The sequence below is a fragment of the Citrobacter sp. Ce006 genome (genome assembly GCF_030336535.1).
In the GTDB taxonomy this organism is placed as follows: Bacteria; Pseudomonadota; Gammaproteobacteria; order Enterobacterales; family Enterobacteriaceae; genus Citrobacter; species Citrobacter europaeus.
In genome coordinates this window covers 143188-165181 of record NZ_JAOWDO010000058.1, presented here as the reverse complement: position 1 = coordinate 165181, position 21994 = coordinate 143188, and the positions used below count along the sequence as shown (strand labels likewise).

Annotated in this window: 22 protein-coding genes; 10 read left to right on the top strand and 12 right to left on the bottom strand. The window is 53.5% G+C overall.

What is annotated here, in order from left to right:
• Positions 1–2: 2 nt before the first annotated feature.
• A complete protein-coding gene (gltB, locus tag OGV94_RS05775; protein ID WP_123915741.1) occupies positions 3–4463 on the bottom strand; it encodes a glutamate synthase large subunit in 4461 nt (1486 codons plus the stop codon).
• Positions 4464–5147: 684 nt separating this feature from the next.
• Between gltB and mnmL the strand changes: the two genes are divergently transcribed.
• The 4 genes from mnmL (at position 5148) to mtgA (ending at position 10217) form a co-directional block, all read left to right on the top strand.
• Positions 5148–6077, top strand: coding sequence for a tRNA modification radical SAM protein MnmL/YtqA (gene mnmL / locus OGV94_RS05770; protein WP_100194892.1), 930 nt, complete (start codon positions 5148–5150; stop codon positions 6075–6077).
• Positions 6078–6280: 203 nt separating this feature from the next.
• On the top strand, positions 6281–8617 hold the full coding sequence (arcB, locus tag OGV94_RS05765; protein WP_043017804.1) for an aerobic respiration two-component sensor histidine kinase ArcB: 2337 nt from the start codon (positions 6281–6283) through the stop codon (positions 8615–8617).
• A gap of 230 nt (positions 8618–8847) precedes the next feature.
• Positions 8848–9501, top strand: coding sequence for an isoprenoid biosynthesis glyoxalase ElbB (gene elbB, locus OGV94_RS05760; protein ID WP_043017803.1), 654 nt, complete (start codon positions 8848–8850; stop codon positions 9499–9501).
• A complete protein-coding gene (gene mtgA, locus OGV94_RS05755) occupies positions 9498–10217 on the top strand; it encodes a monofunctional biosynthetic peptidoglycan transglycosylase (protein ID WP_200008307.1) in 720 nt (239 codons plus the stop codon). Before elbB ends, mtgA begins: the two co-directional genes overlap by 4 nt.
• Before the next feature lie 66 nt (positions 10218–10283).
• Here the strand turns inward: mtgA and npr are convergent, their stop codons facing one another.
• The 11 genes from npr to OGV94_RS05700 all read right to left on the bottom strand — a co-directional run bounded on the left by npr (position 10284) and on the right by OGV94_RS05700 (position 18203).
• Positions 10284–10556, bottom strand: coding sequence for a PTS phosphocarrier protein NPr (npr, locus tag OGV94_RS05750; protein WP_003828770.1), 273 nt, complete (start codon positions 10554–10556; stop codon positions 10284–10286).
• A complete protein-coding gene (gene rapZ / locus OGV94_RS05745) occupies positions 10553–11407 on the bottom strand; it encodes an RNase adapter RapZ (protein ID WP_003025085.1) in 855 nt (284 codons plus the stop codon). The genes npr and rapZ overlap by 4 nt, the downstream gene beginning before the upstream one ends.
• Before the next feature lie 45 nt (positions 11408–11452).
• The gene (gene ptsN / locus OGV94_RS05740) at positions 11453–11944 is read right to left on the bottom strand and encodes a PTS IIA-like nitrogen regulatory protein PtsN (protein WP_006687857.1); all 492 of its coding nucleotides are present in this window, start codon (positions 11942–11944) and stop codon (positions 11453–11455) included.
• Positions 11945–12027: 83 nt separating this feature from the next.
• The gene (gene hpf, locus OGV94_RS05735) at positions 12028–12315 is read right to left on the bottom strand and encodes a ribosome hibernation promoting factor (protein ID WP_003025078.1); all 288 of its coding nucleotides are present in this window, start codon (positions 12313–12315) and stop codon (positions 12028–12030) included.
• Between the two features lie 22 nt (positions 12316–12337).
• Entirely contained in the window at positions 12338–13771 is a 1434-nt protein-coding gene (rpoN, locus tag OGV94_RS05730) for an RNA polymerase factor sigma-54 (protein WP_286522806.1), read from the bottom strand.
• Between the two features lie 46 nt (positions 13772–13817).
• Complete coding sequence (lptB, locus tag OGV94_RS05725; protein ID WP_003828761.1) at positions 13818–14543, bottom strand: LPS export ABC transporter ATP-binding protein; 726 nt, start codon at positions 14541–14543, stop codon at positions 13818–13820.
• Between the two features lie 6 nt (positions 14544–14549).
• Positions 14550–15098, bottom strand: a complete 549-nt coding sequence (gene lptA, locus OGV94_RS05720) for a lipopolysaccharide ABC transporter substrate-binding protein LptA (RefSeq protein WP_032945118.1) — start codon at positions 15096–15098, stop codon at positions 14550–14552.
• A complete protein-coding gene (lptC, locus tag OGV94_RS05715) occupies positions 15067–15642 on the bottom strand; it encodes an LPS export ABC transporter periplasmic protein LptC (protein WP_043017800.1) in 576 nt (191 codons plus the stop codon). The genes lptA and lptC overlap by 32 nt, the downstream gene beginning before the upstream one ends.
• Complete coding sequence (gene kdsC, locus OGV94_RS05710) at positions 15639–16205, bottom strand: 3-deoxy-manno-octulosonate-8-phosphatase KdsC (protein ID WP_047408330.1); 567 nt, start codon at positions 16203–16205, stop codon at positions 15639–15641. Before kdsC ends, lptC begins: the two co-directional genes overlap by 4 nt.
• A gap of 20 nt (positions 16206–16225) precedes the next feature.
• Positions 16226–17212: an arabinose-5-phosphate isomerase KdsD gene (kdsD, locus tag OGV94_RS05705; protein WP_043017798.1), complete on the bottom strand. Its 987-nt coding sequence runs from the start codon at positions 17210–17212 to the stop codon at positions 16226–16228.
• Between the two features lie 13 nt (positions 17213–17225).
• Positions 17226–18203, bottom strand: coding sequence for a calcium/sodium antiporter (locus OGV94_RS05700; RefSeq protein WP_043017797.1), 978 nt, complete (start codon positions 18201–18203; stop codon positions 17226–17228).
• A 214-nt stretch (positions 18204–18417) separates the two neighbouring features.
• Here OGV94_RS05700 and mlaF point away from each other — a divergent pair, with 214 nt between their 5' ends.
• The 6 genes from mlaF (at position 18418) to ibaG (ending at position 21953) form a co-directional block, all read left to right on the top strand.
• Positions 18418–19230 carry a phospholipid ABC transporter ATP-binding protein MlaF gene (gene mlaF, locus OGV94_RS05695; protein ID WP_006687865.1) on the top strand — a complete coding sequence of 271 codons (813 nt, stop codon included), beginning with the start codon at positions 18418–18420 and terminating at the stop codon, positions 19228–19230.
• A gap of 7 nt (positions 19231–19237) precedes the next feature.
• Complete coding sequence (mlaE, locus tag OGV94_RS05690) at positions 19238–20020, top strand: lipid asymmetry maintenance ABC transporter permease subunit MlaE (RefSeq protein ID WP_003025053.1); 783 nt, start codon at positions 19238–19240, stop codon at positions 20018–20020.
• Between the two features lie 4 nt (positions 20021–20024).
• Entirely contained in the window at positions 20025–20582 is a 558-nt protein-coding gene (mlaD, locus tag OGV94_RS05685; RefSeq protein WP_003025050.1) for an outer membrane lipid asymmetry maintenance protein MlaD, read from the top strand.
• 18 nt (positions 20583–20600) lie between these two features.
• Positions 20601–21236, top strand: a complete 636-nt coding sequence (mlaC, locus tag OGV94_RS05680; protein ID WP_043017796.1) for a phospholipid-binding protein MlaC — start codon at positions 20601–20603, stop codon at positions 21234–21236.
• Entirely contained in the window at positions 21236–21529 is a 294-nt protein-coding gene (mlaB, locus tag OGV94_RS05675) for a lipid asymmetry maintenance protein MlaB (RefSeq protein WP_005121315.1), read from the top strand. The genes mlaC and mlaB overlap by 1 nt, the downstream gene beginning before the upstream one ends.
• A gap of 169 nt (positions 21530–21698) precedes the next feature.
• Positions 21699–21953: a BolA family iron metabolism protein IbaG gene (gene ibaG, locus OGV94_RS05670; protein ID WP_003025040.1), complete on the top strand. Its 255-nt coding sequence runs from the start codon at positions 21699–21701 to the stop codon at positions 21951–21953.
• The last annotated feature ends 41 nt before the right edge of the window (positions 21954–21994 follow it).

Below are 21994 nucleotides of genomic sequence, written 5' to 3'. Positions count from 1 at the left end.
CCTTACTGCGCCTGCACACGCAGCTCTGCTGCGCTACGACTACGGTGACCCAACAGTGCTTTCACATCACTGGATTTTGGTTTTACCAGCGCGAATTTCGCAGAGAATGCTGGCCAGTTAGCCAGGATCTCTTCGCCGTGTGAAGAGCCGGTATGCTGGACGTGCTCGGTAATCAGACCGCGCAGGTGTTCCTCGTGAATAGCCAGCGAGTCCACGCTCAGCACTTCTACCAGTTCCGGGTTCACGCGTTTGCGGAATTCACCGTCTTCGTCGAGCACGTAGGCGAATCCGCCCGTCATACCCGCCCCGAAGTTGACGCCCGTTTTGCCGAGAATACAGACGATGCCGCCGGTCATATATTCGCAGCCGTTGTCGCCAATACCTTCAACCACGGTGATAGCCCCGGAGTTACGTACTGCAAAGCGCTCACCCGCACGACCCGCGGCAAACAGGCGGCCACCGGTGGCACCGTACAGACAGGTGTTACCAATGATGCTCGCCTCATGGCTACGGAAAGCGGAGCCAACCGGAGGACGCACTGCCAGCAGGCCGCCCGCCATGCCTTTACCGACATAGTCGTTGGCATCGCCGGTCAGATACAGCTCCACGCCGCCTGCGTTCCACACGCCGAAGCTCTGGCCTGCGGTACCGCTGAAGTGCGCTTTGATCGGGTCAGATGCCAGCCCCTGATCGCCATGCGTTTGAGCGATATAGCCCGACAGCGACGCGCCAACTGAACGGTCGGTGTTGCGGATATCGAACCAGAAGGTTTTACTCTGGCGCTCGTCGACATACGGTTTCGCCTGCTGTAACAGTTGGGCGTTCAGTACGCCGTTATCAAACGGCGGGTTGTTCTCGGTGCAATGCAGCGCTTTACCCGGATGTGGTTCAGCGGTTTCCAGCAGACGATACAGCTCCAGCTTCTGCTGTTTGGCGGTAAATCCTTCCAGCTCTTTGAGCAGGTCGGTACGACCAATAAGATCCACCAGACGTTTCACGCCCAGCTCGGCCATCAGCTCGCGCACTTCGCGGGCGATAAATTCAAAGTAGTTGGTCACTTTGAACGGTAGGCCGTGATAGTGGTTCTTACGCAGTTTGTCGTCCTGAGTCGCCACGCCGGTTGCACAGTTGTTCAGGTGGCAAATACGCAGGTATTTACAGCCCAACGCCACCATCGGACCGGTGCCGAAACCAAAGCTTTCCGCACCCAGAATCGCCGCTTTAATGATATCGACGCCGGTTTTCAGACCGCCATCGACCTGCAGACGAATCTTGTGACGCAGGCCGTTAGCCACCAGCGCCTGCTGGGTTTCCACCAGACCCAGTTCCCACGGGCAGCCCGCATATTTCACGGAGGAGAGCGGGCTTGCGCCGGTGCCGCCGTCGTAGCCAGCAATGGTGATAAGGTCCGCATAGGCTTTCGCCACGCCAGTGGCGATGGTGCCAACGCCCGGTTCGGAAACCAGCTTGACCGAGATCATCGCTTTCGGGTTGACCTGTTTGAGGTCGAAAATCAGCTGCGCTAAGTCCTCGATAGAGTAGATATCGTGGTGCGGCGGCGGGGAGATCAGCGTCACCCCCGGCACCGAATAGCGCAGTTTGGCGATGTACGGGGTGACTTTATCACCTGGTAACTGACCGCCTTCGCCAGGCTTCGCGCCCTGAGCGACTTTAATCTGAATAACATCGGCGTTGACCAGATACGCCGGGGTTACGCCAAAGCGACCAGAAGCAACCTGCTTAATCCGCGACACCTTGTTAGTGCCGTAGCGCGCCGGGTCTTCGCCGCCTTCACCGGAGTTCGAGTTACCGCCGATGCTGTTCATAGCTTCGGCCAGCGCTTCGTGTGCTTCCGGGCTTAATGCGCCGATGGACATGGCTGCGGTATCAAAGCGTTTAAACAGTTCGGTTGCAGGTTCGACTTCGTTAATGCTTACGGCTTCATCGCCAGGCGTAATCGCCAGCAGGTCGCGCAGCGTGGCCGCTGGACGCTCATTGACCAGCCGGGCATATTCCTGATAGTCACTGTATTCACCGCTTTGTACCGCCTGTTGCAGCGTGCGTACCACGTCCGGGTTGTAGGCGTGGTATTCGCCCCCGTGGACGTATTTCAGCAAACCGCCCTGGCTGATGGGTTTACGCGCCAGCCATGCATGTTTGGAAAGATTCAGCAGATCCTGCTGGAAGTCGGTAAACCCTGCGCCGCTGATGCGGCTGACCACGCCCTGGAAACACAGCGCAACGACATCATCATGCAGACCAACGGCTTCAAACAGCTTCGAGCAGCGGTAAGAGGCGATGGTCGAGATGCCCATCTTGGACATGATTTTGTACAGACCTTTGTTGATGCCGTTACGGTAGTTCAGCATCACAGTCCGGTAATCTTTGGCAATCGCCTGAGTGTCGATCAACCGTCCCAGCGTTTCATACGCGAGATACGGATAAATGGCCGTCGCGCCAAAGCCGAGCAGGACAGCAAAATGGTGCGGGTCACGGGCACTGGCGGTTTCAACGATGATGTTGGCATCGCAACGCAGGCTTTGTTCAACCAGACGCGTTTGCACTGCGCCTACGGCCATCGGCGCCGGAACCGGCAGGCGGTTTTTGGCGATGTTACGGTCAGAGAGCACCAGCAGTACGGTGCCGTTACGCACCATCTGTTCGGCTTTATCACACAGGGCTTTGACGGTCTCTTCGAGCGTGGTTTCGGTCACGTCGAAGGTAATATCCAGGCGATCGGCGCGATAATGCTCCTCTTTCATGGTCGTCAGTTGGGTGAAATCGGAGTACAGCAGGATCGGCGATTTAAAGCTCAGGCGGTGTGCCTGGCCTTCGGCTTCGCAGAAGACATTCATCTCACGACCGATGCTGGTGGCCAGCGACATAACGTGCGCTTCACGCAGCGGGTCGATCGGCGGGTTAGTCACCTGCGCGAACTGCTGGCGGAAGTAGTCATAAATGATGCGCGGCTGGCTGGAGAGCACGGCAAACGGGGTATCATCACCCATTGAACCGACCGCTTCCTGACCATTTTCGCCGAGCACGCGGATTACGGAATCCAGCTCTTCGGCGCTGTAGTTAAACTGTTTTTGGTAGCTGGCGAGGGTGTCATCGTCCAGTTCACGGCTGCCGACCTGATCGTCAGCCAGATCTTCGAACGGCACCAGACGACGGACGTTCTTCTCCATCCACTCTTTGTACGGATGACGACTTTTCAAATCGTCATCGGTTTCGGCAGAGTGCAGAATGCGCCCGCTGCGGGTATCGATAACCATCAGCTCGCCAGGCCCGACACGGCCTTTCTCAACCACTTCATCCGGTTGATAATCCCAGATCCCAACTTCAGAAGCGCAGGTAATCAGCTTGTCTTTGGTGATGACGTAGCGCGCCGGACGCAGGCCGTTTCGGTCGAGGTTACAGGCGGCAAAGCGACCGTCGGACATGACGATGCCAGCCGGGCCGTCCCACGGCTCCATGTGCATGGAGTTAAAGTCAAAGAATGCGCGCAGCTCCGGATCCATATCCGGGTTGTTCTGCCAGGCCGGCGGCACCAGTAAGCGCATGGCACGGATGATGTCCATCCCGCCTGCCAGCAGCAGTTCCAGCATGTTATCCATTGAACTTGAGTCGGAGCCGGTTTCGTTAACGAACGGCGCAGCGTCGTGCAGATCCGGGATCAAAGGCGTCTGGAATTTATAGGTACGTGCGCGTGCCCACTGGCGGTTGCCGGTGATGGTGTTGATTTCACCGTTGTGCGCCAGGTAGCGGAACGGCTGCGCCAGCGGCCAACGTGGTACGGTGTTAGTGGAGAAACGCTGGTGGAACAGGCAGATGGCCGATTCCAGACGCAGGTCCGCGAGGTCCAGGTAAAAGCGCGGCAGATCCGCCGGCATACACAGACCTTTATAGATATTGACCAGGTTCGACAAGCTACAGACGTAAAAGTCTTTATCTTCCTGGAGACGTTTTTCAATACGACGGCGCGCGATGAACAGGCGGCGTTCCATATCACGCGGGCGCCAGCCCGCAGGGGCGTTGACAAAAATTTGCTCGATACGAGGCAGGGAGGAGAGCGCAATTTCACCGAGAACACCTTCGTTGGTCGGCACGTCGCGCCAGCCGACAATCGACAGGGTCTCCTGCTGTAATTCTTCTTCAACAATGCGACGAGAAGCCGCGGCCAGCTCAGCGTCTTTATTTAAAAAGATCATGCCGACGGCGTAGTTTTTGGCTAAACGCCAGCCGCGCTCTTGCGCCACGATGCGGAAAAAGCGGTCCGGTTTTTGTAACAGCAGGCCGCAACCATCGCCGGTTTTTCCATCGGCAAGAATTGCGCCACGGTGCTGCATACGGGCCAGTGCGTGTATGGCGGTACGCACTACCTTGTGGCTAGGTTCGCCTTCTATGTGGGCGATCAGGCCGAAACCACAGTTATCCCTCTCAAGGGATTTATCGTACAACATATCAGTGAACCTCCCCAGGCTCTGCGGGATTCCCATCTGGACCGTTGCGCACGGGCACACCAAGAGCATGGCGACGGGGTTTGCGTGTCATACGCTTACCTCGCATTCGCCCTCTTTATCCTTTTCGCACAGGTCAAACAAGTTTGAGGACTTGCTTCAGAGGGAATCTCAATTACTGCATAAATATGATGAGCAGACTGCTCATCCAGAAAGCTTCCAGCGGATTTCCAAGTTATCGGGAATCCACACACAGGTCAAATGGCAATCTTATTTATGCAAAAATGTGCTATGGGGTAATTAAATTTATGAATTTATTGAAATAAAAGGGTTTTTTACATTGATTTAACCTGAGGGGAATGCCCTGGGAAGTGTGATCTGTCTCACTGTCAGAAAGGCCGGATATCTCTCGTCCTGCCTTTGTTTATCGAGATGCTTGGCATTTTATGCTGGTTTTTAAAGTTTTGGCGTCTTAAAGATACTGTTTTTACGCTGAGAGTATAAGAAGATAAAAAAAACTGCCGGATATAAGGAAAAGTAATTATATTTCGAGTGAATGAAATTCCGATTATTTTGATTTGTTATGCAATAAATAAAGGCTCGCCAGGGCGATTGATCCAGGTCATCGCCGACTGGGGTAAAAAATGGCAGGCTTTGGCCTCTTTTCAAGGCGCGGTCTACCAGATTATGCAGTTACAGAAATTAGTCAATATGTTTGGTGGGGATCTTTCTCGCCGTTATGGGCAAAAGGTTCATAAACTCACGCTACACGGCGGTTTTAGCTGTCCAAATCGTGATGGCACCATCGGTCGCGGCGGATGCACTTTCTGTAATGTGGCCTCATTTGCTGATGAAGCGCAGCAGCACCATTCCATTGCTGAGCAGCTTGAGCATCAGGCACATCTGGTCAATCGCGCGAAACGCTATTTGGCCTATTTCCAGGCCTATACCAGCACCTTTGCTGAAGTGCAGGTGCTGCGTTCGATGTATCAACAGGCGATCAGCCAGGCCAACATTGTCGGGTTATGCGTTGGCACACGTCCCGACTGCGTGCCGGATGCGGTACTCGACCTGCTTTGCGAGTATAAAGACCTCGGCTATGAGGTTTGGCTGGAGCTCGGTCTGCAAACTGCGCATGACAAAACCCTGCACCGCATTAACCGCGGCCATGATTTCGCTTGCTACCAGAACACCACGCGGCTGGCGCGCGAGCGCGGGCTGAAGGTCTGCTCACACTTGATTGTTGGTCTGCCGGGAGAGGGGCAGGCGGAATGTCTGCAAACCATGGAGCGTGTGGTGGAGACGGGCGTTGACGGTATTAAGCTGCATCCGCTGCATATTGTGAAAGGCAGTACGATGGCGAAAGCCTGGGAGGCCGGGCGACTGAACGGAATTGAGCTGGACGACTATACGGTTACCGCCGGGGAGATGATCCGCCATACGCCGCCAGAGGTGATTTATCATCGCATTTCTGCCAGCGCGCGCCGCCCAACGCTGTTGGCGCCGCTCTGGTGCGAAAACCGTTGGACCGGGATGGTCGAACTGGACAAATACCTTAACGAGCATGGCGTGCAAGGCTCGGCGCTGGGTACGCCGTGGGTGCAGCCGGAGAGCTAATCTTCTGTAGGTCGGACGCCGGATAAGGCAAATCCGGCATCCGGCAATCTGCGTCTGCTTGCCTGATGGCGCTTCGCTTATCAGGCCTACGATGAACCACTCCCCGGTCATTTCACCGATAACCTCCGCATTTCTTGCACAATCTTCAACGTCACGCCGAGAATTGAGTATTATTGTGCCAAGTTGTCGTGAAGGAACTCTCTATGAAGCAAATCCGTATGCTGGCGCAATATTACGTCGACCTGATGATGAAGTTGGGTCTGGTGCGCTTTTCGCTGCTATTGGCGCTGGCTCTGGTCGTGTTGGCAATTGTGGTGCAGATGGCTGTCACCATGGTGCTGCATGGCCAGGTAGAAAGCATTGATGTTATCCGCTCTATCTTTTTTGGTCTGTTAATTACTCCCTGGGCCGTCTATTTCCTGTCAGTGGTGGTGGAGCAACTGGAAGAGTCCCGGCAGCGCCTGTCACGACTGGTACAAAAGCTGGAAGAGATGCGCGAGCGCGATCTCAAGCTCAATGTGCAGTTGAAAGACAATATTGCCCAGCTCAATCAGGAAATTGTTGAGCGCGAAAAAGCCGAAGCGGAGCGCCAGGAAACGTTCGAGCAGCTGAAGGTCGAAATTAAAGAGCGTGAGGAAGCGCAGATCCAGCTTGAGCAACAGTCTTCCTTCTTACGCTCTTTCCTCGATGCCTCGCCGGATCTGGTTTTTTATCGTAATGAAGATAAAGAATTTTCCGGCTGTAACCGCGCCATGGAGCTGCTGACCGGCAAAAGCGAAAAGCAATTGGTGAATTTAAAACCTGCTGATGTTTACTCCCCTGAGGCGGCTGAAAAGGTTATTGAAACCGACGAGAAGGTATTCCGTCATAACGTTTCGCTCACCTACGAACAGTGGCTGGACTACCCGGACGGACGCAAAGCCTGCTTTGAAATTCGCAAGGTGCCTTACTATGACCGCGTAGGTAAGCGACATGGCCTGATGGGCTTTGGGCGTGATATTACCGAGCGTAAGCGTTATCAGGACGCGCTTGAGCGCGCCAGCCGCGATAAGACCACCTTCATTTCAACTATCAGTCACGAGCTGCGCACCCCGCTTAACGGCATTGTCGGCTTAAGCCGGATCCTGTTGGATACGGACCTGACCGCTGAGCAGGAAAAATACCTGAAAACTATCCACGTCTCTGCCGTGACGCTGGGGAATATTTTCAACGATATTATCGATATGGATAAGATGGAGCGACGTAAAGTCCAGCTCGATAACCAGCCTGTTGATTTCACCAGTTTTATGGCGGATCTGGAAAACCTCTCTGGCCTGCAGGCGCAGCAAAAAGGGCTGCGTTTTGTGCTTGAACCAACGTTGCCGCTGCCGCATAAGGTCATTACCGACGGCACGCGTTTGCGCCAGATTCTGTGGAATCTTATCAGCAATGCCGTGAAGTTTACCCAGCAGGGGCAGGTGACCGTGCGCGCGCGCTATGACCAGGGGAACATGCTGCATTTCGAGGTTGAAGATTCCGGGATCGGCATTCCGCAGGATGAGCAGGATAAAATCTTCGCCATGTATTATCAGGTTAAGGACAGCAACGGCGGCAAACCGGCAACGGGAACCGGGATTGGACTGGCCGTATCGAAGCGTCTGGCGAAAAACATGGGCGGTGATATTACGGTCTCAAGCCAGGCTGGCAAAGGTTCCATTTTTACGCTGACCGTGCATGCGCCTGCGGTAGCGGAAGAGATTGAAGACGCTTTTGAAGACGATGACATGCCGCTGCCCGCCCTGAATGTGCTGCTGGTGGAAGACATTGAACTGAACGTTATTGTCGCACGTTCAGTGCTGGAAAAACTGGGCAACAGCGTGGATGTCGCCATGACCGGGAAAGCCGCGCTGGAAATGTTCACGCCGGGCGAATATGACCTGGTGCTGCTGGATATTCAGCTACCGGATATGACCGGCCTGGATATCTCGCGCGAGCTGACGCAAAAATATGCCCGTGAGGACCTGCCGCCGCTGGTTGCGCTTACCGCCAACGTCCTGAAAGATAAAAAAGAGTATCTGGACGCGGGAATGGACGACGTGCTGAGTAAGCCGCTGTCGGTTCCAGCGTTAACCGCCATGATTAAAAAATACTGGGATACCCGAAACAAAGAGGAGAGCACTGTGACATCTGAAGAGAGCAGTAAATCGCAAGCGCTGTTAGATATTCCTATGTTGGAACAATACCTCGAGCTGGTGGGACCGAAGTTAATTACCGACGGGCTGGCGGTGTTTGAGAAGATGATGCCGGGATATTTGAGCGTGCTGGAGTCAAATCTGACCGCTCGGGACAAAAAAGGCGTTGTTGAGGAAGGCCATAAAATTAAAGGCGCGGCAGGTTCTGTTGGGCTGCGCCACCTGCAACAGTTAGGCCAGCAGATCCAGTCGCCGGATCTTCCTGCCTGGGAAGATAATGTTGCTGAATGGATTGAAGAGATGAAGCAGGAGTGGCAGCACGATGTGGCGGTATTGAAGGCCTGGGTGGCGAGCGTGGAAAAAAAATGACCCCGGCTTAACCGGGGTGCGCGAATACTGCGCCAACACCAGGGAAATCGTGGCTGCGCCGTAAATTATTATCATTATTTACAAGGGCGCAGCCCTAATTTTCAGGCCGCACGCAGTTAAGATAGCAAATCTTAAATAATTTGTTACATGAATCAGTTAAATGTGTGAAGCGTAGCATTTAAATCATAATAACTAATATGTTTCAGCCAGCTTAGAAAAGGAGTATCGCGATGAAAAAAGTGGGTGTAGTGCTCAGCGGATGCGGCGTGTATGACGGCGCAGAGATCCATGAAACGGTTCTCACGCTTCTGGCCATTGCCCGCAACGGCGCTCAGGCTGTCTGTTTCGCACCGGATAAACAACAAGCGGATGTGATTAATCATCTGACCGGCGAGCCGATGCAGGAAACGCGTAATGTGCTGATTGAAGCCGCACGTATTACACGCGGCGAGATTCGCCCACTGGCTCAGGCAGTCTCAACAGAACTGGACGCGTTGATAGTGCCTGGCGGGTTTGGCGCGGCTAAAAATCTGAGCAATTTTGCCAGTCAGGGCAGTGAATGCCGGGTTGACAGTGATTTAGCTGCGCTGGCGCTGGCTATGCATCAGGCGGGTAAGCCACTGGGATTTATGTGCATTGCGCCCGCCATGTTACCTAAAATTTTTGACTTTCCGCTGCGTCTGACCATCGGTACTGATATCGATACGGCAGAGGTGCTGGAAGAGATGGGCGCTGAGCATGTGCCTTGTCCGGTTGATGACATTGTCGTCGATGAAGACAACAAAATTGTCACTACGCCTGCCTATATGCTGGCGCAGGATATCGCTCAGGCTGCGAGTGGTATCGATAAACTGGTATCGCGTGTACTGGTGCTGGCTGAATGAGAAAAGGCGTTACCGCTTTTCTGCGGCGTATCTTTCTGCGGACGGTCGTTGTCCTCGCCGTATTCTGGGGCGGGGGCATCGCACTTTTCAGCGTGATGCCGGTGCCGTTCTCGGCGGTAATGGTCGAGCGGCAACTGGGTGCATGGCTGTCCGGTGATTTCGGTTATGTGGCGCACTCGGACTGGGTGAGCATGGATGAGATCTCTGTGTGGATGGGGCTGGCGGTGATTGCCGCAGAGGACCAGAAGTTTCCCGAGCACTGGGGATTTGATGTCTCCGCCATAGAGAAAGCGCTGGCGCACAACGAACGTAATGAGAACCGTATTCGCGGGGCGTCGACGTTATCGCAACAGACGGCGAAAAACCTCTTTCTGTGGGATGGACGTAGCTGGGTGCGTAAGGGCCTTGAAGCCGGGCTAACGCTGGGTATGGAAACTGTCTGGAGCAAGAAACGTATTCTGACCGTCTATCTGAACGTTGCGGAGTTTGGCGATGGAATTTTTGGCGTGGAGGCCGCTGCGCAGCGCTATTTCCATAAGCCAGCCAGCCGGCTGAGTTTGTCTGAAGCGGCCTTGCTGGCGGCGGTGTTACCCAATCCTATGCGTTTTAAGGCGAATGCGCCTTCTGGTTATGTACGTAGCCGTCAGGCGTGGATTATGCGCCAAATGCGCCAGTTAGGCGGTGAGTCGTTTATGCGGGAACATAAGCTGTATTAGCTGAGTTATTGCCGGATGCGGCGTAAACGCCTTATCCGGCCTACTGGCTACGTTCTGTGTACTCGATTAATCTTCGTCAAAGCCTGAGTTAAACAGGGCAATTACCGCTGCCAGGGCTTCAACTTCCTGTGGACCCGTGGCTTCAACTTCTATCTGACGCCCTTTGGCGGAATCCAGCATCAGCAGAGCGATAACGCTGTTGGCCTCGGCTTCCGTTCCTTCATCATTACGCAGCAACACTTCTGCTTCGAAGCCCTGCATCAATTCAAACAGTTTCATGGCTGGGCGGGCATGCATACCCAGCTTATTCGTGATTTCAACGGTTTGCTTCACGGTCATGATTTACGTTTTTCCAGCGTGCGATGGCGTGACTGCACGTTTTTACCGCGTGAGCGGAAGTAGTCAGCCAGCTGCTCTGCAATATACACCGAACGGTGCTTCCCGCCGGTACAGCCGATGGCTACGGTGAGGTAGCTGCGGTTGTTGGTCTCCAGCATGGGTAACCATAGCTCAAGATAGCTGCGAGTCTGGTAGATAAAATTGTGTACTTCTGTGTGCCTGTCGAGGAAGGCAGCGACGGGGCGGTCAAGACCGGTCATCGGGCGCAGCTTCGGATCCCAGTGCGGGTTAGGCAGGAAGCGCACGTCAAAGACGTAATCCGCGTCAATCGGGATACCGTGTTTGAAACCAAAGGATTCGAATACCATTGTCAATTCGCGTTCACGCTTGCCCAGCAGTCGGGTACGCAACATTTCCGCCAGTTCGTGCACGGACATTTCGGAGGTATCAACGATCAGGTCAGCACGAGAGCGCAGGGGCTCCAGCAAATCGCTTTCCTTATCGATAGCACTTTCCAGAGATAAGTTCTTGCTGGAAAGCGGATGCAGGCGACGGGTGTCGCTGTAGCGGCGAATCAGGGTGTTGCGATCGGCGTCAAGGAACAGCAACTGCGGTGAGAAGCCTTCAGGCAGGTTGTTCATCGCCTGCTCGAAAATTTCCGGGGACTCAGGCATGTTGCGCACATCAATGCTGACGGCCGCAGAAATCTGGCGATCGGCCAGAGTACGAGCCAGATCGGGCAACAGCACTACGGGAAGGTTATCCACGCAGTAAAAACCCATATCTTCCAGCGCACGCAGGGCGACAGATTTACCTGACCCCGAACGACCGCTGACGATCATCAGTACCATGTACTGTTTCTCCTCACAACGACAAAAAAGGATGCCATTGGGTTGTTATGCCTCATCCTGTCCACCTTCGGTGTCCGTGATGATTTGATACAACTCCTGGTCACTCTGTGCGGCGCGCAGGCGGCGGCAGATGGTTTTATCTGCCAGACGTTTGGCGACCAGTGACAACGTATGCAAATGCGTCTTGGTTTGGTCTGCCGGAACCAGTAGAGCAAAAAGCAGATCGACGGGTTGATTATCAATGGCGTCGAAAGCAATAGGCGTTTCAAGTTGCACAAACACGCCAACCGCGCGCATCGTGTCTTCTTCCAGCTTTCCGTGCGGAATAGCAATACCATTACCGATGCCGGTACTGCCCATTTTTTCACGCGTCAGAATGGCTTCAAATACCACCTGAGAGGGCAAGCTGAGCTGTTTTGCCGCCAGTTCACTGATGATTTCCAGTGCGCGTTTTTTGCTTTGGCAGTGAACGGCCGCGCGTGTACATTCCTGGTTAAGAACATTGCTCAGTTGTAGAGTCGTATCGTTATTTGTCATAATTTCACCTAAGCGCTAACTGTACAAATGGCCTGTTGTGCTACACAACAGGCCGTCCTGCACCCGCTAACTGCCCGGACAAGTTAGTGCTGTTTCAGTTTATCTTTATGTTTTGTTAACTGCCGAGCCAGTTTATCAATTAAACCGTCAATGGCGGCGTACATATCCTGACCTTCCGCGCTGGCATGAATTTCGCCACCGTTCACATGCAGTGTTGCGTCCGAGATATGTGTAACCTTCTCCACTTTCAACACAATATAGACCTGATTAATTCGGTCGAAATATTGTTCAAGCTTGGCGAATTTTGTATTCACAAAATCGCGCAGGGCTTCCGTGATTTCGACGTTGTTTCCAGTGATGTTGAGCTGCATAGTGTCTTCCTTATCGGTTGGGTCAGACCAGCTGTTTGCGCTGGTTAGACGGCGGAATGGATAAAGACTCTCGGTACTTCGCAACGGTGCGGCGTGCCACCATGATACCCTGTTCTGACAGCATAGAGGTTAACTTGCTGTCACTCAGCGGTTTCGCGGGGTTTTCCGCAGCAATTAATTTCTTCACCAGCGCACGGATAGCTGTGGACGAGGCTTCGCCTCCGCCTTCAGTGTTAACGTGACTGGAAAAGAAATACTTCAATTCAAAAATGCCGCGCGGACTGTGCAGATACTTTTGCGTGGTCACTCGGGAAATGGTCGATTCGTGCATCTCGACGGCCTGGGCGATATCCGCCAGCACCATCGGTTTCATAAACTCTTCGCCTTGCTCAAAGAAGGCTTGCTGCTGTTCAACGATGCAGCGACTGACGCGCAGCAGCGTATCATTGCGACTTTCCAGGCTTTTAATCAGCCACTTCGCATCCTGCAGATTGCTACGAATAAACTGGCTGTCAGCATCGTTGCGCGCGCTGTTGCACATGGCGGCGTAATGCTGGTTAATCTGCAGCCGTGGAATACTGTCGCCGTTGAGTTCGACCACCCAGCGATCGTTATGCTTACGCACCAGCACATCCGGGATGACGTATTCCGGTTCGCCGGTTTGGATCGACTGTCCTGGGCGGGGATCGAGCGACTGGATGAGGTTGACGGCTTCTTTCAGCACATCTTCTTTCAGCCGGGTCACGCGCATCAGCGTGCGGAAGTCATGATTGGCTAACAGATCGAGATGATCGCTGATGATCAGGCGCGCTTCTTCCAGCCACGGCGTGGTTTTATCAAACTGTGAAAGTTGAATCAGTAAGCAGTCGCGGAGATCTTTGGCCGCTACGCCCACGGGATCAAAACGCTGAACGCGTTTAAGCACGGCTTCGATTTCGTCCATACCGACGTCGTCATCGCCCATGCTTTCGAGAATATCGTCCAGGGTTACGGTGAGATAACCGGTTTCGTCTACCGCATCAACGATGGATGTCGCAATGGCGCGATCGGTATCCGAGAACGGGGTCAGCTCCACTTGCCACATCAGGTAATCCTGCAGCGATTGCGTGGTCTCACCCTGGTACACAGGCAGTTCGTCGTCGATGTAATCTCCGCTGGTGCCAGAAGGCGTACCGGCGGTGTAAATTTCATCCCAACTGGCGTCAAGCGGTAGTTCCTCTGGCATCTCTTTTTGTTCGAGAGCATCTGCGGTGTCGAGGGATTCGCTGTCCTGTTTTTCCTGGGTATCAATTTCGTCGTGAAGATCGGTTTGCTCGAGCAGTGGGTTACTTTCCAGCGCTTGCTGAAGTTCTTGCTGAAGTTCCAGCGTGGACAGCTGCAACAGACGGATAGCCTGTTGTAGCTGAGGCGTCATCGCCAGTTGTTGGCTAAGCCTGAGTTGCAAACCTTGCTTCATGTTCAGAGTTGTTCTCTCCTGCGGTGACGTGAAGTCTTCTACCCTATCAGAGTCTGAAGTCTTCCCCAAGGTATACGCGCTTAACGTGCTCATCCTGCAGTATTTCTGTTGGCGTGCCGTGCGCGATCAGGTGGCCCTGACTCACGATATAGGCGCGCTCACACACTGCCAGCGTTTCGCGAACGTTATGGTCGGTAATCAGCACCCCAAGCCCGCTGTCGCGCAGGTGTTCGATGATCCGTTTGATATCAATAACGGAAATCGGGTCAACACCGGCAAACGGTTCATCCAGCAGGATAAATTTCGGATTAGCCGCCAGTGCCCGGGCGATCTCCACGCGGCGTCGTTCACCACCGGAGAGCGACTGACCTAAGCTGTCGCGCAGGTGTTCGATGTGGAATTCTTCCATCAGCTCGTTAGCGCGATCTTCGCGCTGCTCGCTGGTCAGATCGTCGCGAATTTGCAGCACCGCCATCAGGTTATCAAACACGCTCAGGCGACGGAAAATAGACGCTTCCTGCGGCAAATAGCCGATGCCGCGACGCGCGCGCGCATGCAGAGGCAGCAGGCTGATGTCTTCGTCATCAATGATAATATTGCCCGCATCGCGCGGGACAATGCCGACTACCATGTAAAAGGTCGTTGTCTTACCCGCACCGTTAGGACCGAGCAAACCGACAATCTCCCCGGAGTTGACGGTCAGACTGACATCTTCCACTACACGGCGGCCCTTATAGGCTTTTGCAAGGTTCTTTGCAGTTAATGTTGCCATAACGAATCAGTTACCTTTTTTCTCTGCCGGAGCCTTGTTTTTGTCCTGCAACTGCGACGGAACCAGAACGGTGGTGACGCGTTTGCCTTTATCGCTGAAGGCCTGCATTTTCTGCTCTTTTACCAGATAGGTGATCTTATCGCCCGTGATGTTGCTATCGAGCTGTTCCAGGTAAGCCTTACCGGTAAGAACGACGAAGTCCTTCGCCAGTTCATAGTGCATGTGTGAGGCGCGGCCTTTCACCGGCTTACCGTTGTCCTGCATCTGGTAAAAGGTGGCGGGATCACCGTAACCATCAATCACTTCTTTACCGTCTTCACCGCCAGGGCGGGTTACGACGACTTTATCGGCGTTAATTTTAATGGTGCCCTGAGTCACAATCACGTTACCAGTAAACGTCACCACGTTGCCCTGCATATCCAGGGACTGCTGGTCCGACTCAATGTGAATCGGCTGCTCGGTATCGCCGGTAACGGCCAATGCCGGGATGCTGGCGGCCAGAAGTGAGCTGGCAAGCACAAGATTAAGGCTGAGTTTGTTTGTTTTGGATTTCATATGAGGTTCTAACCTTTTCAATCAGCTCGGCGTTCTTGCTGCGTAAGTTGCCGCGCATCTTCAGTCCGCTGGAGTTAAATGTTGTGCCATATAACGTGACGAGATCATCGGAAGTGACATCTTGTGTCACCAGGTTAATCTGCGCGTTATCGGTGGTAATTCTGCGTAGTTGAGAGTCGGGCACCAGGGCGTTGACCTCAACATGGCCATACAGATACAGCATCCGATCGTTGGTCAATTTGGCTTTATCAGCCTTGATCGTCCAGGTCGGTACTTTATCTTTATCAAACGTGGTTAATACTGGTTGAGTAAACCACGAAACCGCTTGCTCCGAATAATATTCAACGTTTTGCGCGATCAAGTGATAGCTCAGTGCGCCTTCCGGACTATACACAACGGTATCAGTATGTTCGCTCTTATAGGTTGGCTCGTTGTTATTGACGACGACCTGAGCGGCGTCGTCTTTGTCAGCCAGATTAATACCAATCATCACAAGGACAGCCAGCGACAGTAGAATGATAACCCAACGTCTGGTTTTGCTCATATCGATTGCCCTTTGGCCTCGTCCAGTTTGCCCTGCGCCAGGAGTAATAAATCGCAGACTTCACGCACCGCGCCACGTCCCCCATCGATGCGGGTAACGTAATCGGCGCGCGGGATCAGCAGAGGATGCGCATCCGCCACCGCCACGCTTAATCCCACTTGCGCCATCACCGGCCAGTCGATCAGGTCATCACCAACGTACGCGACATTTTCAGGCGCGACTGCCAGTTTGCTAAGGAGATCGTTAAAGGCGACCAGTTTGTCTGACTGCCCCTGATACAAATGCGTGATCCCCAATGTGGCACAGCGATCTTCTACAAGTTTAGCCTTTCGTCCGGTAATAATGGCAACCTCGATACCGGAAGTGAGCGCACAGCGAATTCCGTAACCATCGCGGACGTTAAAAGCCTTCAGCTCTTCACCGTTGTTGCCCATATAAATCAGACCATCAGACAGTACGCCATCCACATCCAGGATCAGCAAACGGATGTTCTCTGCCCGGGTGATAACGTCTGCGCTGACGGGTCCATAACAGGTCGCAAGCGACGCACCTGCTTTACTCATTTTCGTTATCCTTGAGTTTCTTACACTACACCTGCACGCAGCAGATCATGCATATGTAACACACCGAGTAACTGGTCGCCATCAGCAACCATTACCGAGGTGATATGGCGGGACTGCATTAAGTTCAGGGCATCGACGGCAAGAATACCCGGACGCACGCGAATGCCTCCAGGGGTCATCACATCGGCAATGCCTAACTGGCGTACATCAACGCCCATATCGAAAACGCGACGTAAATCGCCATCGGTGAAAATACCGTCAATCTTCATGGCATCATCGCAAATGACGGTCATGCCGAGATTTTTACGCGTGATCTCAAGTAAGGCGTCACGCAGGCTGGCGCTTTTAGTCACATGCGGGATCTCATCTCCCGTATGCATAATATCGTTAACGCGCAGCAAAAGCTTACGGCCCAGTGCGCCGCCGGGATGAGATAATGCAAAATCTTCCGCGGTAAAACCACGCGCTTTTAATAATGCCACGGCAAGCGCATCGCCCATTACCAGCGTGGCGGTTGTGCTGCTGGTCGGCGCCAGGCCTAACGGACAAGCTTCCTTGGGCACTTTAACACACAGATGCACATCTGCCGCACGCGCCATGCTGCTTTCCGGACGACCGGTCATGCAGATAAGCGGTACATGAAGACGTTTTAATACCGGGATCAACGCTGCTATCTCATTGGATTCACCGGAGTTAGAGATGGCGATAACCACATCCTGCGGCGAGACCATACCCAGATCGCCATGTGCGGCTTCGCCTGGATGTACGAAAAATGAGGGGGTACCGGTGCTGGCAAATGTGGCCGCCATCTTCCGTCCGATATGTCCTGATTTCCCCATCCCCATCACCACGACTTTGCCCGGGCAGCTGAATATTTTTTCGCATGCGAGAGTAAAATTTTGGTTGATGTACTGATCAAGCTCCGCCAGGCCTTCACGTTCAATTGCCAGGACTTCCTTGCCTGCTTGCTGAAAGTCAAAACCCGGTTGCAACTCTAAGTGCGACATAATGCGTTTCCAGTTATCCAACGAGAAGTGGCGATAACCAATACAACATCGCCAGCCATATGATAAAACCGCCGGTCAGTAGCGCACCCGCGCCGCGACCAATCTGGCGCGGGCGTCGCCAGCAGAGTAGTGCAAAAATTACGCTCACCAGCAGCATGACGCTATAGTCACGGGTGAAGGCCATCGGGTTGACTTCACCCGGCGTAATTAGCGCCGGTAGCCCGAGGACGATAACAATATTAAAAATGTTCGCGCCGATGATGTTACCGACGGCAATATCGTTCTCACCTTTACGCAGACCCGCAATCGCCGTTGCCAGCTCCGGCAGGCTGGTACCAATGGCGACCACCGTTAGCCCGATGGTGAGTTCGCTCATGGCGAAGTAGTTCGCCAGTACGGTTGCGTTATCTACCACCATACGCGTTGCCATTGGCATAATAATCAGCGCAATGCCCAACCACAAAAATGCGACCGGTAACCCGCCTTCGCGCGGTAACTCCGCAATCTGCTCGCGGGTCAGGCTGTCGTTGCCTTGTCGCTCGGCCAGGCGGGCGATTTTAACAATGAATAGCAGCCATAGCACGGCCAGAAGCAGAAGAAAGAATCCATCGCTGCGGCTCAACTGCCCGTCATACAGGACAGATGCGGCTAAAATACTTACCAGCAACATTAGCGGTAATTCACGACGCAGAACATCAGAATGCACGGTAAAAGGATGAATCAGCGCCGACAGGCCTAAAATAAGCAGGATGTTGGTAATGTTAGAGCCGATGGCGGTACCGACGGCTAAATCGAGTTGTCCATTTATTGATGCGGCAACCGAGACAATTATCTCGGGTAACGATGTCCCCATGCTGACCACGGTCATCCCGATGATAATGGGGGGAATACCGAAGTTTCGACATAAAATGGATGCGGCGAACACCAGACGGTCGGCACCGTAGACCACCAGAAGTAAACCAATTATTAACAGCGCCGTCGCTAAAAGCATCTAAAGTCCTTTCTTCAGGTATACTCGCCGGTCCACTTGAAGGATTTCTGGAAGCCGTAACGAATTCTTAATTTTGACTTTATGCGGCTAAAAAGTAAAACAAATGCCAGCTTTCGCTAACCAGGACAGGCAATAATCTGTAAATATGTTGGGTTCAGGGCTAAATTGAGCGCCAAACTCTTCGATTAACGAGGCAATAGTAAAGGATGAATCAATGGGTCAGTCTGTGGCGAATCTAGTCGATATGCGCGATGTCAGCTTTTCCCGAGGCGACCGCTGCATCTTTGATAATATTTCCCTGACGGTGCCGCGCGGTAAGGTAACGGCGATCATGGGGCCATCAGGCATTGGCAAGACAACGCTGTTGCGTCTGATTGGCGGACAAATCTCCCCGGATAAGGGCGAGATCCTGTTTGACGGCGAAAACGTCCCCGCCATGTCCCGTTCGCGTTTATTTACCGTGCGTAAGCGCATGAGCATGCTGTTTCAGTCCGGTGCGCTGTTTACCGACATGAACGTGTTTGACAACGTCGCATACCCGTTGCGTGAGCATACAACGCTGCCTGCGCCGCTACTGAAAAGCACGGTAATGATGAAGCTTGAGGCCGTGGGCCTGCGGGGCGCGGCTAAATTAATGCCTTCTGAATTATCCGGTGGGATGGCGCGTCGCGCCGCGTTAGCTCGTGCTATCGCGCTGGAGCCAGACCTCATCATGTTTGATGAACCGTTCGTCGGCCAGGATCCCATCACCATGGGCGTGCTGGTGAAGCTGATTTCAGAACTGAACAGCGCGCTGGGCGTCACCTGCGTGGTCGTTTCCCATGACGTGCCAGAGGTGCTGAGTATTGCGGATTACGCCTATATTATGGCGGATAAAAAAATAGTGGCCTACGGTAGTGCTCAGGCGCTGCAAGAAAATGCCGATCCGCGAGTGCGTCAGTTCCTCGATGGTATTGCCGATGGGCCGGTTCCGTTCCGTTATCCGGCGGGCGACTACCACATCGATTTACTCAAAACAGGGAGTTAAGCCACCCATGTTGTTAAATGCGCTGGCATCACTCGGGCATCGGGGAATAAAAACCCTCAGGACGTTCGGGCGAGCCGGATTAATGTTGTTCAATGCGGTTGTCGGCAAGCCGGAGTTTCGCAAACATGCGCCGCTGCTGATACGCCAGCTCTATAATGTCGGTGTCTTATCGATGCTGATCATTATTGTTTCTGGCGTGTTCATCGGTATGGTGCTGGGGTTGCAGGGATACCTGGTGCTGACGACCTACAGCGCGGAAACCAGCCTCGGTATGCTGGTGGCACTGTCATTGTTACGTGAGCTAGGACCGGTTGTTGCGGCGCTGCTGTTTGCCGGGCGGGCGGGGTCGGCCTTAACCGCAGAGATTGGCTTGATGCGGGCGACCGAACAGCTTTCCAGCCTGGAAATGATGGCCGTCGATCCTCTGCGCCGGGTTATCTCCCCGCGTTTTTGGGCCGGTGTCATTTCTTTGCCGCTGCTGACGATTATATTCGTTGCGGTGGGGATCTGGGGTGGTTCGCTGGTTGGCGTAAGCTGGAAAGGTATTGATGCCGGCTTTTTCTGGTCGGCGATGCAAAATGCCGTCGACTGGCGTCTGGATCTGGTCAACTGTCTGATTAAGAGCGTGGTGTTCGCCATTACGGTCACCTGGATTGCATTGTTCAATGGTTATGATGCGATCCCGACCTCTGCCGGGATTAGCCGGGCAACGACACGCACCGTAGTGCACGCCTCTCTTGCCGTTCTGGGGCTGGATTTTGTGCTGACCGCACTGATGTTTGGGAATTGAGTTCATGCAAACGAAAAAAAATGAAATTTGGGTCGGGTTATTCCTGCTGGTTGCGCTGCTGGCTGCGCTGTTTGTCTGCCTGAAGGCGGCGAACGTTACCTCAATGCGTACTGAGCCGACTTATACGATTTATGCGACCTTTGATAATATCGGTGGCCTGAGAGAGCGTTCTCCGGTGCGGATTGGCGGGGTGGTAGTTGGACGCGTATCGGACATCTCGTTAGATCCGAAAACGTACCTGCCGCGCGTGACGCTGGAAATCGAATCGCGTTTTAACCATATTCCTGACACCAGTTCTCTGAGCATCCGTACGTCCGGTCTGCTGGGCGAACAGTATCTGGCGCTGAATGTGGGTTTTGAAGATCCTGAGCTGGGAACGTCTATCCTCAAAGATGGCGGTACGATTCAGGACACGAAATCCGCGATGGTGCTGGAAGACATGATTGGTCAGTTCCTTTATAACAGCAACAGTAAAGGTGATGACAATAAGAATTCTGGCGATGCGCCAGCCGCAACGGAAGGCAATAATGAAGCCACTACGCCTGCGGGCGCAACGAAATAATCTCAGGAGAATCGACGTATGTTTAAACGATTGATGATGGTGGCTATGCTGGTGATTGCCCCACTTAGCGCGGCAACCGCAGCCGACCAGACGAACCCGTACAAACTGATGAATGAGGCGGCGCAGAAGACCTTTGACCGTCTGAAGAACGAGCAACCCAAAATTCGTTCCAATCCGGATTATCTGCGTCAGGTGGTCGATCAGGAACTGCTGCCTTATGTGCAGGTTAAGTATGCCGGTGCGCTGGTGCTCGGCCGTTACTACAAAGATGCGACACCGGCTCAGCGTGACGCCTATTTCGCTGCCTTCCGTGAATATCTGAAGCAGGCTTACGGTCAGGCGCTGGCGATGTACCACGGGCAGACCTATCAGATTGCCCCTGAGCAGCCGCTGGGTGATGCGACCATCGTGCCTATCCGCGTAACCATCATCGATCCAAACGGTCGTCCTCCGGTACGTCTGGATTTCCAGTGGCGTAAAAACTCCCAGACCGGTAACTGGCAGGCGTATGACATGATTGCCGAAGGCGTAAGTATGATCACCACTAAACAGAATGAGTGGAGCGACCTGCTGCGTACGAAAGGTATTGATGGCCTGACGGCACAGCTGAAATCTATTTCTCAGCAGAAAATCACCCTGGAAGAGAAAAAATAATGACGCAGTCACTCACCTGGACGCGTGAAGGCGACAAGCTGGTGCTGGTGGGAGAACTGGATCAGGACGTGTTAAACCCATTATGGGATGCGCGAGTTGAGGCGATGAAAGGGGTATCCTGCATCGACCTGAACCAGGTATCCCGGGTGGACACCGGTGGTCTGGCATTACTGCTGCACCTGATTAACCAGGGCAAGCAGCAGGGGAACAGCGTTTCGCTCGCTGGCGTTAACGATAAAGTGTATACGCTGGCGCAGCTTTACAATTTGCCTGACGACGTTCTTCCGCGTTAATTTTTGTAAGCCGGATAAGGTCTTGTAATGCTATCCGGCAACCCCTTTGCGGGGTATCTGCCACTAAAGCCTTGTCTGATTTATCAGCGGGGCTTTTTGCTTATTTATGACAGCGCCACTTTGCTCTAAGATGTTGGGCTGTTTTCACTATCTGACGAATGAAGATCCCATGGAAAATAATGAAATTCAGAGCGTGCTGATGAATGCACTCTCCCTCCAGGAAGTCCACGTTTCTGGCGACGGCAGTCACTTTCAGGTTATTGCCGTGGGTGAGATGTTTGAAGGCATGAGCCGGGTCAAGAAGCAGCAATCGGTCTATGGCCCGTTGATGGAGTACATTGCGGACAACCGCATTCATGCCGTGTCGATTAAGGCGTTTACCCCAGCGGAATGGGCACGCGATCGCAAACTTAACGGTTTTTGAGCTACGGGTGACGTGCCGGTAGCGAAGATAAATTCTTAACA

What these genes read in the sequence shown, in the direction of transcription:
- gltB (WP_123915741.1), bottom strand. Translation starts at nt 4,463, where the DNA reads ATGTTGTACGATAAATCCCTTGAGAGGGATAACTGTGGTTTCGGCCTG.
- mnmL (WP_100194892.1), top strand. Translation starts at nt 5,148, where the DNA reads ATGCAGTTACAGAAATTAGTCAATATGTTTGGTGGGGATCTTTCTCGC.
- arcB (WP_043017804.1), top strand. Translation starts at nt 6,281, where the DNA reads ATGAAGCAAATCCGTATGCTGGCGCAATATTACGTCGACCTGATGATG.
- elbB (WP_043017803.1), top strand. Translation starts at nt 8,848, where the DNA reads ATGAAAAAAGTGGGTGTAGTGCTCAGCGGATGCGGCGTGTATGACGGC.
- mtgA (WP_200008307.1), top strand. Translation starts at nt 9,498, where the DNA reads ATGAGAAAAGGCGTTACCGCTTTTCTGCGGCGTATCTTTCTGCGGACG.
- npr (WP_003828770.1), bottom strand. Translation starts at nt 10,556, where the DNA reads ATGACCGTGAAGCAAACCGTTGAAATCACGAATAAGCTGGGTATGCAT.
- rapZ (WP_003025085.1), bottom strand. Translation starts at nt 11,407, where the DNA reads ATGGTACTGATGATCGTCAGCGGTCGTTCGGGGTCAGGTAAATCTGTC.
- ptsN (WP_006687857.1), bottom strand. Translation starts at nt 11,944, where the DNA reads ATGACAAATAACGATACGACTCTACAACTGAGCAATGTTCTTAACCAG.
- hpf (WP_003025078.1), bottom strand. Translation starts at nt 12,315, where the DNA reads ATGCAGCTCAACATCACTGGAAACAACGTCGAAATCACGGAAGCCCTG.
- rpoN (WP_286522806.1), bottom strand. Translation starts at nt 13,771, where the DNA reads ATGAAGCAAGGTTTGCAACTCAGGCTTAGCCAACAACTGGCGATGACG.
- lptB (WP_003828761.1), bottom strand. Translation starts at nt 14,543, where the DNA reads ATGGCAACATTAACTGCAAAGAACCTTGCAAAAGCCTATAAGGGCCGC.
- lptA (WP_032945118.1), bottom strand. Translation starts at nt 15,098, where the DNA reads ATGAAATCCAAAACAAACAAACTCAGCCTTAATCTTGTGCTTGCCAGC.
- lptC (WP_043017800.1), bottom strand. Translation starts at nt 15,642, where the DNA reads ATGAGCAAAACCAGACGTTGGGTTATCATTCTACTGTCGCTGGCTGTC.
- kdsC (WP_047408330.1), bottom strand. Translation starts at nt 16,205, where the DNA reads ATGAGTAAAGCAGGTGCGTCGCTTGCGACCTGTTATGGACCCGTCAGC.
- kdsD (WP_043017798.1), bottom strand. Translation starts at nt 17,212, where the DNA reads ATGTCGCACTTAGAGTTGCAACCGGGTTTTGACTTTCAGCAAGCAGGC.
- OGV94_RS05700 (WP_043017797.1), bottom strand. Translation starts at nt 18,203, where the DNA reads ATGCTTTTAGCGACGGCGCTGTTAATAATTGGTTTACTTCTGGTGGTC.
- mlaF (WP_006687865.1), top strand. Translation starts at nt 18,418, where the DNA reads ATGGGTCAGTCTGTGGCGAATCTAGTCGATATGCGCGATGTCAGCTTT.
- mlaE (WP_003025053.1), top strand. Translation starts at nt 19,238, where the DNA reads ATGTTGTTAAATGCGCTGGCATCACTCGGGCATCGGGGAATAAAAACC.
- mlaD (WP_003025050.1), top strand. Translation starts at nt 20,025, where the DNA reads ATGCAAACGAAAAAAAATGAAATTTGGGTCGGGTTATTCCTGCTGGTT.
- mlaC (WP_043017796.1), top strand. Translation starts at nt 20,601, where the DNA reads ATGTTTAAACGATTGATGATGGTGGCTATGCTGGTGATTGCCCCACTT.
- mlaB (WP_005121315.1), top strand. Translation starts at nt 21,236, where the DNA reads ATGACGCAGTCACTCACCTGGACGCGTGAAGGCGACAAGCTGGTGCTG.
- ibaG (WP_003025040.1), top strand. Translation starts at nt 21,699, where the DNA reads ATGGAAAATAATGAAATTCAGAGCGTGCTGATGAATGCACTCTCCCTC.